At 68.4% G+C, this 15,071-nt stretch carries 10 protein-coding genes and 1 pseudogene; 5 read left to right on the forward strand and 6 right to left on the reverse strand.

The annotated features are described in order from the left end of the window. Positions 1-35: 35 nt before the first annotated feature. Positions 36-1,538 (forward strand): glycosyltransferase family 4 protein, encoded by a 1,503-nt coding sequence (locus RBB42_RS24750; RefSeq protein WP_305972065.1) that lies wholly within the window; start codon positions 36-38, stop codon positions 1,536-1,538. A gap of 179 nt (positions 1,539-1,717) precedes the next feature. On the opposite strand, the gene RBB42_RS24755 is transcribed toward RBB42_RS24750, so the two are convergent. After that, a complete protein-coding gene (locus RBB42_RS24755) occupies positions 1,718-2,341 on the reverse strand; it encodes an RNA ligase family protein (RefSeq protein WP_305972066.1) in 624 nt (207 codons plus the stop codon). Positions 2,342-2,382: 41 nt separating this feature from the next. Beyond that, positions 2,383-2,540: pseudogene (locus RBB42_RS24760) on the reverse strand (transposase family protein); the annotation flags it as partial. A gap of 277 nt (positions 2,541-2,817) precedes the next feature. Between RBB42_RS24760 and RBB42_RS24765 the strand changes: the two are divergent. The 3 genes from RBB42_RS24765 to RBB42_RS24775 all read left to right on the forward strand — a co-directional run bounded on the left by RBB42_RS24765 (position 2,818) and on the right by RBB42_RS24775 (position 6,695). Continuing rightward, positions 2,818-3,972: a glycosyltransferase gene (locus tag RBB42_RS24765; protein ID WP_306043447.1), complete on the forward strand. Its 1,155-nt coding sequence runs from the start codon at positions 2,818-2,820 to the stop codon at positions 3,970-3,972. A 15-nt stretch (positions 3,973-3,987) separates the two neighbouring features. Next, entirely contained in the window at positions 3,988-4,956 is a 969-nt protein-coding gene (locus RBB42_RS24770) for a sulfotransferase family 2 domain-containing protein (protein WP_305972068.1), read from the forward strand. Between the two features lie 269 nt (positions 4,957-5,225). Further along, on the forward strand, positions 5,226-6,695 hold the full coding sequence (locus tag RBB42_RS24775) for a peptidoglycan-binding protein (protein WP_305972069.1): 1,470 nt from the start codon (positions 5,226-5,228) through the stop codon (positions 6,693-6,695). Between the two features lie 26 nt (positions 6,696-6,721). On the opposite strand, the gene RBB42_RS24780 is transcribed toward RBB42_RS24775, so the two are convergent. Continuing rightward, on the reverse strand, positions 6,722-8,617 hold the full coding sequence (locus RBB42_RS24780) for a DUF4214 domain-containing protein (protein ID WP_305972070.1): 1,896 nt from the start codon (positions 8,615-8,617) through the stop codon (positions 6,722-6,724). A gap of 230 nt (positions 8,618-8,847) precedes the next feature. Next, positions 8,848-11,706 carry a DUF4214 domain-containing protein gene (locus RBB42_RS24785; RefSeq protein WP_305972071.1) on the reverse strand — a complete coding sequence of 953 codons (2,859 nt, stop codon included), beginning with the start codon at positions 11,704-11,706 and terminating at the stop codon, positions 8,848-8,850. 189 nt (positions 11,707-11,895) lie between these two features. On the opposite strand from RBB42_RS24785, the gene RBB42_RS24790 reads away from it, so the two are divergent. After that, entirely contained in the window at positions 11,896-12,828 is a 933-nt protein-coding gene (locus tag RBB42_RS24790; protein ID WP_305972072.1) for a glycosyltransferase, read from the forward strand. Positions 12,829-12,955: 127 nt separating this feature from the next. Here RBB42_RS24790 and RBB42_RS24795 read toward each other — a convergent pair whose 3' ends face one another. Both RBB42_RS24795 and RBB42_RS24800 read right to left on the reverse strand, forming a co-directional pair. Then, positions 12,956-13,624 carry an ABC transporter ATP-binding protein gene (locus RBB42_RS24795; RefSeq protein ID WP_306043449.1) on the reverse strand — a complete coding sequence of 223 codons (669 nt, stop codon included), beginning with the start codon at positions 13,622-13,624 and terminating at the stop codon, positions 12,956-12,958. A gap of 111 nt (positions 13,625-13,735) precedes the next feature. Beyond that, on the reverse strand, positions 13,736-15,071 hold a 1,336-nt coding region (locus RBB42_RS24800), incomplete at its 5' end, for a KpsE/RkpR family capsule polysaccharide export protein (RefSeq protein ID WP_371931840.1).

The following is a 15,071-nucleotide window of genomic DNA, read 5'->3' on the forward strand; positions in this document are numbered from 1 at the left end:
TAGCCACGCGCCAAATTCCCCGCATCGGGCCGCCCATGATCCTTGTCGATGTCACCACCAGCTACAATTTCCGCCACTGGAAGGCGATGGGGCTTCTGAGGGTCGAACAGGAGGTGATCCGCGCCTTTCGCACCGCCTATGGCGATGCGGTCACCTTCGGCATCTACAACCCGGTGCTGGGCGGGTATTTCCGTGTCCCCGGGGCAGAGATCGACGCCCTGCTGGCAGAGGGCCGCTGGAGCGTGCCGCCGCTGGTCCGGGCCACCACCGCGCCCTCGCGCCGCGAACGCCACCTGCGCCGCCTGCGCCTGTTCCGCGAGCTGCGCCGGGCGATGCGCGGCCACGCGGGCGACGACCCCGCGACCGAGTGGCGCCGCGACACCGCCATCGCCGAGGCGCTGACACGGGTCAGCCTCGACGAATACGCCAGCCTCAGCCGCTGGCTGCAACCGGTCGAACGGCGCGTCAAGGCGCTGGGGGCCGTGCGGTCCCGCGCCGACCTGGTCAACCACCGGCTGCACTTCGGCCAGCTCGACGCCCAGGCCCCGGCGCGTTTCGCCCCGGAGAACGCCGTCGATCCGGGTGAGGTGACGCAGTATCTCTCCGTCGGCGGCTTCTGGGGGGACGACCGCTATGAATACGCCTACCATGCCCGCAAGGCGCATGGCTGGACGGTGCATTACCTGATCTACGACCTGATCCCGGTGCTCTGGCGCCACCTGACCGAACCCACCACCAAGGAAACCTTCCCGCTGGCGCTGCACTGGGTGCTCTGGGGGGTCGACCAGGTCTGGACCATCTCCGACACCACCCGGCAGGACCTGCTGGCCCATATCGACGACCACGGCTATCCGCCGATGCCCGAGCGCTGGGTGACGCCGGTGCTGCTGGGGGCCGACAGCGCCTCGGGCGAGGTCACGCCCGAGGCCACCCGCGCCACGCTGGCGCGGCACGATCTCGACGCGGGCGGTTTTGTCCTGATGGTGGGCACGCTGGAGCCGCGCAAGAACCATGATTTCGCCTACCGGCTGTGGCGCGAGCTGCACAAGCGCCACCCGGGCGAGGTGCTGCCGCTGGTCTTTGTCGGCCAGCCCGGCTGGAACATGGAGGGCTTTGCCGAGATGCTGGCCGAGGACGTGGGCCTGCCGCACCGGGCGATCCGCATCCTGACCGATGTCGACGACGCGGCGCTCGGCGTGCTCTACGAGACCTGCCGGTTTACCCTTTACCCCTCGCATTACGAGGGCTGGGGCCTGCCGGTGGTCGAAAGTCTCAACCACGGCAAGCCCTGCCTGACCTCGGACGCGCCCTCGATCGTCGAGGCGGCACAGGGGGCGGCGGACACGCTGCCCCTGATGGACGGCGAGGCCTGGATGGCGCGCGCCTTTGCGCTGATGAACGACGCCGACGCCTATGCCGGGGCCCTGGCCCGGGCGCGGGCCTTCGGCGGCTATTCCTGGGAAGAGTTCCGCACCAACCTGCTGGCCGATTTCGAGGCCTTTCTGCAGGACGGCGCGGCCGAAAGCCGGGCCGGCTGACCCGGACCGCACCACCGCCGGGGGGCCAGCCCCCCGGACCCCCCGGAGTATTTTCACAGAGAAGAAGCACGCAAGCGTGGCGCCCCTGGAGTGTTCTTCCCTATTCTCCACAAGACAAAGCAGCAACCCTGTTGTGCGTGCCGGCAACAGGGTTGCTGGCTACGGGGACGAAGCTGCCTTCAATTTTGGGCAAGCCCATTTGCGATAGTTGGGGCCTTCGTCCAGTGAATATCTGACTGGACATGATCCGCGCGAACGTATTTTCCCATTCGATACGGTATCTCATTCTCCGGGAATGACCCGGCAATCCGGGCGACGAAACCCTCTTGCCGATCCAGATCCAAAGCCTTTTCCATTTCTTCCAGCAGACCGTCTCGATAGGCTCCTCGGTAGAGCGTCGGCACCGGCTGGATGCCCAGCTCCAAGAACCGCGCCAGTGTCGCGTCCCAAGGCTGAACCATATCCTTTACGATCCACGCAAAGCCGAGGAAGTAGGACGGGAGCGCGTCATAGCTGACCGAATGTCGGGCATAGAGGTTCTCGCCAACAATCCTTTCGCCCTCGGACATCCGGGGGGATACACCTGCGGCGAAAGCCTTCAGCCAGTCGCGTGACGGGTGGTAGCGGCTGTCAGGGCTCCGCGCATGGCAGCCACCAGCATGGATGGTCGTGTTCTCCCCATCCATCTTTTCTGTGATGACGAGATCGTCCACGAAGAGACCTTCGAGCGACAACATCCGCTTGTCGTCGCTGGTCGCACCGGGCGAGATCGGGAGATGGAAGGTGCGGCCGTATTTTTTCATGCACCCGTGATACCAGGTTGGTCAGCCACCGACGATGGGGTCTTGGCGGACCTCCCCTGGAGCAGACGCGAACTCAGGCTGCCGCAATGCGGACAGAACCGATCATCACCCCAGATGGCGGTCCCCAAGAAGAGGTGCGCATGGCGCTCGGTCGGCATCTTTTCCAGACGCCGCGGAGGGACTTCAGTTCGGTTATCATGGAGCGATCGGAGCTCAGGAGATTGGCCGATTTCTCCGAACCAGAAGCGTCTACGTTGTGGCCAGGCTGAGGCCCATGCGGGGCAAGAGAGGCTGATCACTGCCAAGAAAGCTGCTTCTTTTGGCGGATAATAGGGTTGTTCCTTGCAACGCCCCCCGGATGCGCGGCGGATCTCCGACCGGGACGGCGTGGCACAGTTGGCACATTGCATTCCGGCCCCGAACGGGGCGATACACCGCCCGAACCGCGCACCCCGGCCAACGAGAGCTCTGCCCCCGTGAAGATCGTCACGCTTTCGACCTATCCCGTCAGTTCGCCGTTCCACGGCGGCCAGCGCCGGCTGGAGGCGATGACCCGCGTGCTGCGCGGCGCGGGCCACGAGGTCAGGGCCATGCCCTTCTTCTTTGGGCCGCATTACCCGCAGCATGACGCCGAGGAGGCGCTGACCGCGCTGCCGGTGGAGCTGCACGCCGAGCTGGCCCGGGCCGGGCTGCGCGAGGACCTGCACATGCACACCCTGCTGCGCCCGGGCCTGCCCGCCTTCGAGGCGGCGCGCCACCGGCTGGCCGGGATCCGCCCCGACGTGCTGCATTTCGAACAGCCCTGGCTGATGCCGCTGCTCGACGCCCTGACCGAGGGGCTGCCGCAGCGCCCCGCCGTCGTCTACGGATCGCAGAACATCGAGAGCGTGCTGGCGCCCGAGCGCTACCGCGCCGAGACCGAGGCGCTGGAACGGCAGGCGGTGGCCCGCGCCGACCTGGTGCTGGCGGTCAGCGCCGCGGATGCCGCGGTGCTGGCGGGCTGGCGCGCGCCGGGGCGGGACATCCCCGTCATCGTGGCGGCCAATGGCTGCTGGCCGCCGGTGCTGGACACATCCGTGCCGCGCCCCATCGCCGAGGATTACCTGATGCTGGCCGGCAGCGGCCATGCGCCCAATGCCGAGGGCTACTGGGACGTGATCGGCCGCATTCCCGGATGCATCCCGCCCGACGCCCGCCTGGCCGTGGTGGGCGGGGTCGGCGATCTTTTGCAGGCCGATGCCCGCCACCGCCATTTCCGTCGTCTCAACGACCACCTGGTGCGCATCACCGGCCGGGTCGAGGAGGACGAACTGCAGGCGCTGCTGGCCCATGCCCGGGGCATCTGCCTGCCGATCAACGCCGGCGGCGGCACCAACCTCAAGACCGCCGAGGCGCTGTTGACGCTGAAGCCGGTGATCGCCATGCGCACCGCCTTTCGCGGCTTCGAAGAGGCGATGAGCCTGGGCGGCGTCCATGTCGCCGCGACCGAGACCGAGTTCCGCGCCCATGTGCGCGCGCTTTTCGCCGGCGCGCTCACCGGCAGCCGCGCGCCCGGGGACGTGGCGCGCTATACATGGGAGGCGGTGCTGGCCGCGCTGCCCCCGGCCTATGCCCGCCTCGGCGCGGCCTGACCCAGGAGACCCCGCATGGATCGCACCGACCCGGACCCAAAGGCCCCCGTCGACGCCGCACTGATCGAAGCCACCTACCGGTTCTACCTCGGCCGCAGCCCGCAGCCCGAGACCGCGCAGGCGCTGATCGACCGCCAGCTGCCGCTGCGGCGGCTGGAAAACAACATGCTGAACTCGCGCGAGTACTGGAAGAAGGGCCCGGTGCTGGCCACCCACCGGCGCGGGCCCTGGGACGGGTCGATCCTGGTGGTGGAACCGGCGCGGATCCTGTTCTGCCCGATCGCCAAGGTCGCCAATACCTCGGTCAAGGACTGGGCGCTGCGCCTGTCCGGGCACAGGACCGACAAGCCGGTGCACACGCTGCTGGACAGCGGCAAGGTGCGGCTGCAGGCGCGCTATCATTCTGAACGGGAATTCGATGCCATCATGCGCGACCCGGACTGGGCGCGGGTGGCACTGCTGCGCGATCCGGTCGACCGGCTGATCAGCTGCTACTGGGACAAGTTCGTGCGCAACCGCCGGGTGTCGTCGGTGCTGCATCACACCACGCCGGTCTACCGCTTCCTGCTGCGCGAGGAGGAGATCACCGAAGAGCAGGTCGAGGAGGGGATCACCTTCCGCCAGTTCTGCCACTACATCAACCTCGCCCCCCGCGAGGAGATGGACCCGCACTGGGCACCGCAGTCGCGCTACCTGGAAACCTGCCGCTGGGACCACCTGTTCCGGATCGAGGACATCGACGCCTTCGAACGTTTCGTGCTGGACCGCTGCGGGCCGGACCTGCAGGGGGAACGGCTGGGCATGCAGAACGTCGCGCCCCGCCACGCGGGCACGGTGGACGAGATGCTGGCCGATGTGCCCCCGGCGAAACTGGACAAGTTCCGCAACCTGCCCAACGCGGTCCTTCTGACGCCCGACATCGAGGATTTCATCCGCGACTACTTTGCCCTGGACTACGTTCTGCTGGACCGCTGCGCGCGCTGAGAGGGGGCCGTGCGCAGGGCTGGTGACAGGGCGCCCGCGCGCCCACCAATAATGCGTGTTATGTAATTTAGACAGTCGTGCGACCCGTTTCTCCTCCGGCTTCAGGAGAGTCCGCACGTTGTTGCACTGTTCCAGGCGCCATCTGTGGTGCGGCATGCCCGCTCTTGCCAAGGTTGCCCGGGAAATGATCGCGGGCTTGCCACATGACACTATTCCCAAGAACATGATCTTCGATGATCTGTTCGGACAGGGGCTGCCTGGAGGTGTCAATGAATTTCCGCTTGTTCGCCATGCTTCTCATCGGGTTGGCGCTTCAACACACTCCCTCGAAGGCAGCGGACATCACCTTGGGCGGCGATGCCCTCATGGACTGCGACATCTCACTCGACGGTCCGATCGTGGCGGGCGATGCCGATAAAATTCGCACCATTATGGTTGAAAATGACTGGTGGAACCTGTCGAACTGGATCCTCCAAAGAGGAAAGACGCTCTGCCTGAACAGTCCCGGAGGAAGCTTTCCGGAAGGGATAAAAATCGCTGACGTGATCGATCAATACGGCATAAAGACAGCGATTGGTGCCGGGAAAGTGTGTGAGAGCGCTTGCAGCATCGCCTTCATGGCTGGAGGGTTGAAAGGGTATGAGGGCACATACTTCATTGACCGCCGCTTGCATCCAAGGGGACGTCTCGGGTTCCATGCGCCGGGTCTCGTGGTGCCCGATGGGGAGTACAATTCCAAAAGCGTTACTGACGCTTACGAAGTCGCCATTCAAAGCACCCGTGAAATTCTGAAATTTCTACAGTATCGAGAAAACCGGATACCGGAAGACCTGTTGATCGAGATGCTTGGAACACCGCCAGGCGACATGTTCCATATCGATACCGTGACCAAGGCCGTCACCTGGAAAATCGAGATCACGCCTGTTGGAAACCCGTCATTTGACCGCCGAGAGGCCGCGATAAATGCCTGCGCGAACGGGGCCGGGTGGATGGCGCCGAGCACATCCTCATTTGCTGGCAGGGACTTCATAAGGGGAGTCGCGCGAAAAGACGGAAACGTCACCGTCCTGGGGCCCACAGACGGCTTCCTGGGGGAAGGAACCTACGGGTGCAATGTGGTATATGGAAAGGATCAGAGCGGAGAATTCGTTGTCTCGATGGATTTCCCAAGCGGGGCGGCACCATTCCCAAAGGATTTTGAAAAGGTCTACCTGTTCGCCCCGGATCTTCCACTTGCGGAATTGCCGCTCGAGGGGGACTGGAGCGACAAGCAGATCATAGAGTACCTGGCCGGAACTCTGTCCCCCGCGCGGCCTGCCGTGATCGAGACGGCAGCGCTCCGGCCATCTCAAGCCGTTGCGCCCCCGGCGCAAGGGTCTCCCGAGATGGGCATTCCGGCGTTCGCCACCGAGGCGGACGAAGCCGCCCTGGCGCTGGACCGCGACACACGAAGGGACGTCCAAAGACGGTTGTCGCTTGTTGGGTTCGACACCAAGGGCGTTGACGGCGCATTGGGGCCGAACTCACGCGCGGCGATCCGGGCCTGGCAGCAATCGAAAGGCTTTCCGGTCTCGGGCTATCTGAACGAAGCGCAAAAAACGGCGCTCTTTTCCGACAGCCAGGAACGCTACGAGGACTGGCAGGAGCAGCAAGCGAAGGCCCCCAAAAAGAGGCGCGTCAGGGTCTGTCAGCGCGGGCCGTTGGGCCTGCTTGTCAACTGCCGCACCGAGTGGCGATAGCGCCACCCTGCCCGACCCGCACCCCCTCACACCAGCACCATCCCCGCGTCCACCTCTGCCCCCAGGAAGACCACCCGCAGGCCCGCGTCCTCGAAGACCGCATCGGCACCCTCCATCGTCACATGCCCCATGGCCTCCGCCACGTCGGCATAGCCGAAGCCCGTGAGGTCGACCACGTCCCAGGGTTCGAGGTCGCTCACCGTCTTGGCCCCCTGCCCCGCCGGGTCGAAGACGAAGGTATCCGCCCACATGCCCCCCGAGAGCAGGTCGTCGCCCGCGCCGGGGCGCAGCACGTCGTCCGGGCCGAAACCCGCCATGTAGGCGACCAGGTCCGCCGCCGTCTCCGCCACGTATTCGGGCGAGTTGACGAAACGCTCCACCAGCGTTTCGCGGCCCATGCCGCCCGCCAGTTGCGACGACCAGGTGGCAAAGCCGCCCGGGTCCGGGTCGCGGTCCAGCACGTTGCGGTAGAGCAGGGTGATGAACTCGGCATCCGTGGTGGCGCCATAGGTCGACTGGAACTCGGGCGAGGCCATGAACTGCGCCACCACCGCCGGGTAGGCCGTGCCGCCCGCCAGCGCCGCGACCCAGCCGGTCAGCCCGCCCGCGTCCGGCTCGCGGTCGAAGATCCCGCGATACAACCTGTATACATCATCCACCCGGTCGGTCGGGTCGTGGCCGGTGTCAAAGGCCGCCAGCGCGTCGGCGCTGCGGGACTGGTGTTCGGGGCTTTCGGCAAAGAGCAGCACCAGGCGTTCGCGGCTCATGCCGCCGTCGAGGCTGGCCAGCCAGGAGGCCAGCCCGGCATCGTCCGGGTCTCGCGTCAGCACGTTGTTGTAGAGCAGCGTGACGAACTCTGCATCCGTGGTGTTGCCGTAGGTGGCCTGGAACTCGGGCGAGGCCATGAAGCCGGTCACCACCTCCTCGAGCGTGCGGTCGCCGGTGGCCAGCCGCGCGACCCAGGCCTGGTGCCCGTTCACATCCGGCTCGCGCCCGAGGACCGCCGCATACAGCCGGTAGACCTGGGCCGAGACATCGGTGCCGTAAAGCCCGCGCCCCTCGCCCAGCATCACGTCGTCGCCGCCCAGCCCCGACAGCGTCACCGCCCCTTCGCCGCCCAGCAGCAGGTCGCCCTCCGCCGTGCCGGTGCCCGGATCGGGCGCGCCGTAGAGATCCGGCAGCGCCACCTCGCCATCGGCAAAGCGCACCCGCTCGACGCCCGACAGGGTCAGCACCATGCCCGGCGCGCTCAGCACCGGCGCCTCGGCCGTGCCGCCCACCGTCACCGCGCCGCGCACCTGGTCCACCACAACCGTGTCGGTGCCGGCGCCGCCATCGATGGTATCGTCGCCGCCGCCGCCGCTCAGGCTGTCGTCGCCGGCGCCGCCCGCGATGTGATCGTCCCCGCCCTGCCCCGCCAGCACCTCGTTGCCGCTGCCCCCGGACAGGTCGAGATCCACGAAACCGCCGGTGGCGGCGAAATTCTGCGTCACCAGCACGCTGGGCCAGGTGCCCGAGCCCTCGTAGGTCAGCGGCCCCTGCGTGATGCCGATGCCGATCACCACCAGGTCGGGGTTCATCAGGTTGGCGTAATGGCCGGGGCTGTTCATCAGGTTGGCGTGCAACTGCGCCACCTCGTCGTAATAGCCGCCCGAGCCGGAGACCGAGACCGCGGCGATGTTCTCGGCGCTGCGCCAGCTGCCGGAGAGATCCATGCCCGCGGCCAGCATCCGCTGGGTGGCGCTGCTGCCCCCGACCCCGGTGTGGCTGAAGACATCCGCCTCCACCATCCAGTCGCTATGCGCCTGGGCCGAGCTGTTGAGGTTCAGCTCCAGCACCAGCGGCGCCAGGCCAAGCGCCGCCCGGTCGGCGTTGATCAGATCCAGCATGTAGCGTTCGAGATCGCTGGCGACGGTTGTCATGCCCTGGCTCCCTGGCTGTTTCACGCGCGCAACATGACCCGCAGATCATGGCATCCCCGGGGCGGAATTGCGCAGGGCGCGCGGAAACTCAACTGCATTTGTCCGGGTCTCGCCCGCGGCCGGGAAAATGGCATGAAACCGCGCAAACCGGGGGCCGGGATCCGCGCGGCGGGGGCGGAGGGTTTCGCGCGCGAAACATCCCCGCCCCGGGTTCCGGTCAGGCCACCCGGTCAGGCCAGCTCGATCATGCCCGCATCGATCTGCGCCAGCTCGGTGTCGAGAAAGACCAGGGTTTCACCCGCCGCCTCCAGCACCACATCGTCTCCCTGCTGGATCATGGCCCCATGCAGCTGCGCCGCCGTCATGCCGAAGCCCTCGAAGACCAGCACGTCCCAGGGCTCCAGGTCGGTCACGGTCACGGGGCCCTCCGCGCCATCGGCGGCAAAGACGAACCGGTCGGCATAAAGCCCGCCCGAAAGCACGTCGGCCCCGCCATCGGCCCGCAGCACGTCGTCCACCCCGCGCGCCGCCATCCAGGCCGCCAGCGCCGGGGCGGTGGTGGCCACGAACTCCGGCGAGGCCAGGAAGAACGTCACCAGCTTGACCCGGGTCATGCCCTCCTCCAGCCGCGCCACCCAGCCCTCCAGCCCCTCCGGGTCGGGCGCCCGCTTGAGCACGTTTTCATAGAGCAGGGTGACAAAGGCCGCATCATCGGTGGCCGCGCCATAGGTGGCGGTGAACTCGGGCGCGCCCATGAAGCCGCTCACCACCTGGTCGAAGCTGCGCGTGCCCGCCGCCAGCGCCCCGGTCCAGCTCTCGAAGCCGCCCGGGTCCGGGTCGCGGTCGAAGATCGCGTGGTAGAGCCGGAACATGTCGTCGGACCAGGAGGTCACGTCGCGCGCCCGGTCATGGGCCGCCTGCGCGCCGGCGGTGGCGGCCTGGTGCTCGGGGCTTTCGGCGAACAGCAGCACCAGCCGCGCCCGGCTCATCCCGCCTTCCAGCGCCGCCAGCCAGGAGGCCAGCCCGGCGGCATCGGGCGCGCGGTGCAGCACGTTGGCATAAAGCAGGGTGACGAAGTCCTCGTCGCTGGTCGCGCCATAGGTCCTGGCAAACTCGGGCGCGGCGATGAAATCCCAGGCCACCGATTCCAACCCCCTCTGGCCCAGGGTGATCCGCTGCACCCAGCCCTGGTGCCCGCCCGCGTCCGGCTGCCGCCCGAAGACCGCCAGGTAGAGCCGGTAGACCTGGGCCGAGATCTCGGTGTGGTAGAGCCCCGCGCCGCCGCCCTGGATCACGTCGTCCCCCGGCCCGCCGGAGAGGTCGTCCGCGCCCCCTGCCCCGGTCACCAGGTCGCGGCCGCGCCCCGCGCGCAGCAGGTTGGCCCCGGCCCCGCCGGTCAGCACGTCGTCGCCATCGCCCGAGACCGCGTTCTCGATCCCGCCGGTGATCCCGGCCCAGGGCGTGCCCGCCACCGCCAGGGTCGCGGTCCCGTCCAGGCTTATCGTCACCGGATCGGCCAGGGCGGCGGCATTGATCCAGTCGCTGCCGTCATTGCCGTCATGGGCCTGCGCCCGCTGCGGATCGGCGGCCAGCAGCGCCGGGAAATCGGCGGTGAAGGTCCAGATGTCCGCACCGTCTTCGGGACGGCCGAGGAACTCCAGCCCGATGCCCTCCAGCGTGCCCCCGCCTCCCGGGGTCCCGTCGCTGACCCGCACCGTCCAGGTGCCCTCGCTGGACAGGCCGCGCAGGGCGGCGACGCCGAAGGTCCAGTCCCCCGAAAGCGCGTTGGCGCCGCCATCGCCCTCGGCCAGCACCACCTCGGAACCATCGGGCGCCACCAGCGTCAGCGTGAGGTCCGAGGCAAAGGCATGGCTGATCTCGACGGTGACGTAGACACGTTCGATCACCATGCCCTCGTCAACGGAAATGCTCAGCCCGGTATCGGCGAAATCGTCGATCGGGCGCGACTGCTGCCGCGAGAAGGAGGCGCGAACCAGGCTGCTTTCCGTCGCCGCCGCGCCGCCCCGCATCTCCAGCCAGTGTTCGGCCATGCGCACGGCGGCAAAGGCATCGAGCAGGCCAAAGCCGTAGCTGGGGCTGAAGCTGAGACCGCCGCCGTTCCATGTGCCGCCATAGGCGCGCCATTCCCCCGCCTCCCAGCCCTCGGCCGGCCCGCCATAGGCGGACCCGGTCTGTGCCGCGCTCTGCGCCAGGATCTCCTGCACGTCGCGGTATCCCAGCCCCGGCTCGGTCTCCAGCATCAGCGCCACCACGCCCGAGACCAGCGGCGTCGCCGCCGAGGTGCCGCCAAAGCTGCCGGTCCAGGCGCCCGTGGCATAGCCCGCGCTGCCGGTGATGTCCGAGGTCTGGCTGGAGGCAGGCCCCGAGATCAGCAGGTTGGCGCCGAAGTTCGAGTAGTCCATCACCTGCCCGTCACGGTCGACCGCGCCCACCACGATCACCGTGTGCAGCACGTTGTGCCCCTCGCCCTGGGCATTGCCCAGGATGCCGTAGCCGGCCAGCACGGGATCGTTGGCATCGTTGCCCGCCGCCTTGACGAAGACGGTGCCCAGGCCGCCGCGCCCCTCGGTCGCGGCGCGGATCATGCCGCGCGCCTCCTGCCAGGCATTGCTGCCGGGATCGCCCAGGTCCCAGTGGTCCGAGAACTCGGGCCTGACGCCGTAGCTCTGGTTGACCACGTCGAAGACCCGCCCCCAGGCCAGGGCATCCTCGACCACCGCGTCGCTCCGGATCTGGATGTCGCTGAGATAATCCACCGAGGTCAGCCGCGCGCCCCAGGCCACGCCGATCACCCCGACCCCGTTCAGCGCCGCGCCGACCAGCCCCGCCACCGAGGTGCCGTGGCCGGAAGCCTCCGGGTTGTGGGTGCCGTCATCGCTGCCCAGGCCGACGTAATGCAGGCTGGCGTCATAGTTGTCGGCCAGGTCCACATGGACCTGGTCCATGCCGTCGTCGTAGATGCCGACATGGATGCCGGCGCCGCTGACCTCCTGCCAGACCGTCTCGATGTCGCCGATGAGGTCGAAATGCCATTGCAGCGCGTAGCGCGGATCGGTGATGGTGACCATATGCCCTGAAAACCGCCTGAAAAAAACGGGACAGCCCCGCGCCGCGGACCGCCGTGGCCCCGGTCGAAACCCATTCGAATTAGTGCCGGAAAACCGCCCTGCCGGTCAACGGACTCGGCCGGCGCAGCCCCGCTTTGCGCCGCGCCCCTGCGCCCGCTAGAAGGGCGCGCACCAGCGAAGAGTCCCGTGATGCCCCCTGCCCTGCCCGCCGATCTTCCTCCTGTCACCATCCTGCTGGCCAGCTACCAGGGGGCGGCCCACCTGGCCGCGCAGCTGGAGAGCCTCCGGGCACAGGATCACCCCGGCTGGGCGCTCTGGGTCTCGGACGACGGATCCACCGATGGCACGCGGGCGATCGTCGAGCGGTTCCGCCGCGACACGCCCGGCCACGAGATCCGCCTGGTCGAGGGGCCGCGCCGGGGGGCGGCGGCGAATTTCCTGTCGCTGATGTGCCACCCCGAGCTGCCCGCAACCCACGTCGCGATCGCCGACCAGGACGACATCTGGTACCCGCACAAGCTCTCCCACGCGCTGATGGCCCTGTCCCGGCACCGGGGCCCGGCGGTCTACAGCGCCCAGAGCCGCCACGTCGATGGCGCGGGCCGGGGGCTGGGGCTCAGCCGGGTGCATTCCGGCGCCCCTTCCTTCGGCAACGCGCTGGTGCAGAACCGGGTGGCGGGCCATTGCGCGGTGCTGAACGCGCAAGCGCTGGCGCTGGTGCGCGCGGCGGGCCCGGTCGACGTGCCCTTTCACGACTGGTGGCTCTACCTGCTGATCTCGGGCGCCGGCGGTACGGTCACGGTCTCTCCGGAAGTGGTGCTGGACTACCGCCAGCACGGCGAGAACGTGATCGGCGCCCATCGCGGGCTGCTGGCGGGCCTGTCCCGGGCCGCGATGGTGCTGGGGCCGACCTATGCCCGCTGGCAGGCCGCGAACCGCGCCGCGCTGGAGCGCGCCCGCCCGCTGCTGACGGCGGAGGCGCGCGCGATGCTCGACGCGCTGGACAGCGCCCCGCCCCGGGGGATCGGGCGCGCCCGGCTGCACGCCCGGCTGGGCCTGACCCGGGACCGCCCCGGCGCCACCAGCTTCCTGCGGTTGGCCGCGCTGCTGGGACGGGTCTAGGGGGGCGCTGCCCCCCGCCTGCGGCTCCCCCCGGAGTATTTTTGCAGAGAAGAAGCGGGAAAGCGCCGCGCCCCGGCGCCTCTTGGGGCCACATGCCCCCGCGGTGTTTCGCGCGCGAAACGCGTCCCTAGATGGCGGCGGCGCGTTTCATGTTGTCCTCGTGGTGGGCGATGGCCTCTTCGAGATCCTCGTAGTAATAGGCCTGCCCCTCGTCCAGCACGAGCCCGGCATCGCACAGGAGCCGGATCTGCGGCATGGCGTGGCTGCAGACCACCGCCCCCGCCTTGCGCAGCCGCGCCTTGAACAGCCGGTCCGAGCGTTCGCGGAAGGCCGCGTCGCCCACCGCCGTGATCTCGTCCACGAGGTAGGTGTCGAAGGCGATCCCCATCGAGACCCCGAAGGCCAGCCGCGAGCGCATGCCCGAGGAGTAGCTGCGCAGGGGCAGGCGGAAATGCATGCCCAGACCGGCGAACTCCTCGACGAACTGCGCCAGTTCGTCGGTGTCCACGCCGTAGATGCGCGCGATGAAGCGGCAGTTCTGCTGCCCGGTCAGGTCCGGGTGGAAGGAGCCGGCAAAGCCCACCGGCCAGGACACCAGCCCGGTGGTCTCGATCCGGCCCTCGGTGGGGTCCGTCGCCCCCGAGATCATCCGCAGGAGCGTCGATTTCCCCGCCCCGTTGCGCCCCAGCAACCCCACCGACCGCCCCGAGGGGATGGTCAGGGTCATGTTCTCGACAACCGTCTTTTCGCGGCCCTCGGTGACATAGCGCTTGGAGACGTTTTCGAAGCGGATCATCTTATCTTGCTCGCGCAGCTTGATCCGAAAACCGGTTGCCACTTTTCGGGCTGCGCTCGCGCGCGCGCCCCGCCTGGTCCGAACAGCGCGTCACGGGCCCCGGACCGGGTCTCACCGCCGGTCCTTGAGCGCATAGACCACCAGCACCAGCGTCGACCAGACCAGGAAGATGAAGAGCGCCGCCAGCCCCAGCAGCACCGGCCGCTCCGGGTAGCGCGAGCTTTCCGCCAGCGTGGGTTTCACATAGGCCGCCAGGTAGCGGCTCTGCCGGCGCGACTCGGCCTGGGCGGAATCGTAGGTGGCCAGCGCGGTGGTATAGCTTTTCTCGGCGAACTCGCGGTCCACCACCAGGCGTTCGTATTCGCCGAAGAGATTGGCATAGACATCCGCCCCACCCTCGGCGCCGCCCGCAAGGCCCAGCTTGCGGCGCTCGGCGTCGATGCGGTCGCGGATCACCTCGATGCGGCGCTGCGCCTGGGTCACGCGCGGGTCGTCCTCGCGGGTGGAGGTGGCCAGGAGGTCGAACTCGATCAGCGCCTCGGCCAGCTGTGCCTCCAGCGTGCCCAGGAGCCCGGCCTGGGTCTGAAGATCGACCGAAGGGTCGACCAGCTGGTTGGCGTTGCGGAACTTGGTCACCGCCTCGCGCGCGGTCTTGAGCCGGTCCAGCGCGTCGTTCAGGTCCTCGCGGGCATAGCGGATCGCATCCTCGCGGGCGATGGCGGAGAGCGCGTTGATCATCTCCGAGGAATGTTCGAACAGCGTCTGCGCCAGCAGCTGCGCATCCTCGGCGGTAAAGGCCAGGGCGCGGACCTCGATCAGCCCGGCGCCGTCGTCGTAGTAGATCTTGACCATGCGGTTCCAGTGCTCGACCAGGTCCTCGATCGTGCCCTCGTTGTCGAAGGCGAAGACCGGGTCGCCCTGGGGCTTCGACCAGATCGCGCGCAGGTCGATCTCGGCGTCGATGTCCTCGACCAGCTTCTGGCTCTGCAGGAATTCATAGAGGATGTCGGTGTCCGAGGAGGACGACCCCGAGATGCCGGGAATGCCCAGGATCCCCTCGAGCGGCGAGCCCGCTTCCTCGGTGCGGACGGAAAAGGCCACGGTCGAGGCATATTGATCGGCGGCCTTGAGCCAGAGATAGCCCGCCACCAGCAGCACCGGCAGCACCACGCCCAGCAGCAGGCTGAGCAGCACCGCGTAATGGCGCCGGCGCAGCCGCGCGCCCGAGGCCATGCGCGGGGCGCCGGATCCCGGCCCGGATCCGGGACGGGGCGCCGGGCCCACGGGGGTGCGGCCCGGCCCGGGATTGGGCCCCGGATTGGGTCCGGGATTCGGACCTGCGGGTTTTCCTGCCGGTTTTCCGGGGGCGGACATCTGCGGCCCGGCCGGCGCGGCACCGGCAGGTGGCCGCAACGAGGCGACCTTGTCACCGCCGCCGGGGGCGGCG

Source organism: Mameliella sp. MMSF_3455, from assembly GCF_030733205.1.
Classification (GTDB): domain Bacteria; phylum Pseudomonadota; class Alphaproteobacteria; order Rhodobacterales; family Rhodobacteraceae; genus Antarctobacter.

Bases quoted from the DNA above. Each gene is read 5' to 3' on its own strand.
- RBB42_RS24750 (WP_305972065.1), top strand. From the start codon at position 36: ATGATCCTTGTCGATGTCACCACCAGCTACAATTTCCGCCACTGGAAG.
- RBB42_RS24755 (WP_305972066.1), bottom strand. From the start codon at position 2,341: ATGAAAAAATACGGCCGCACCTTCCATCTCCCGATCTCGCCCGGTGCG.
- RBB42_RS24770 (WP_305972068.1), top strand. From the start codon at position 3,988: ATGGATCGCACCGACCCGGACCCAAAGGCCCCCGTCGACGCCGCACTG.
- RBB42_RS24775 (WP_305972069.1), top strand. From the start codon at position 5,226: ATGAATTTCCGCTTGTTCGCCATGCTTCTCATCGGGTTGGCGCTTCAA.
- RBB42_RS24780 (WP_305972070.1), bottom strand. From the start codon at position 8,617: ATGACAACCGTCGCCAGCGATCTCGAACGCTACATGCTGGATCTGATC.
- RBB42_RS24785 (WP_305972071.1), bottom strand. From the start codon at position 11,706: ATGGTCACCATCACCGATCCGCGCTACGCGCTGCAATGGCATTTCGAC.
- RBB42_RS24790 (WP_305972072.1), top strand. From the start codon at position 11,896: ATGCCCCCTGCCCTGCCCGCCGATCTTCCTCCTGTCACCATCCTGCTG.
- RBB42_RS24795 (WP_306043449.1), bottom strand. From the start codon at position 13,624: ATGATCCGCTTCGAAAACGTCTCCAAGCGCTATGTCACCGAGGGCCGC.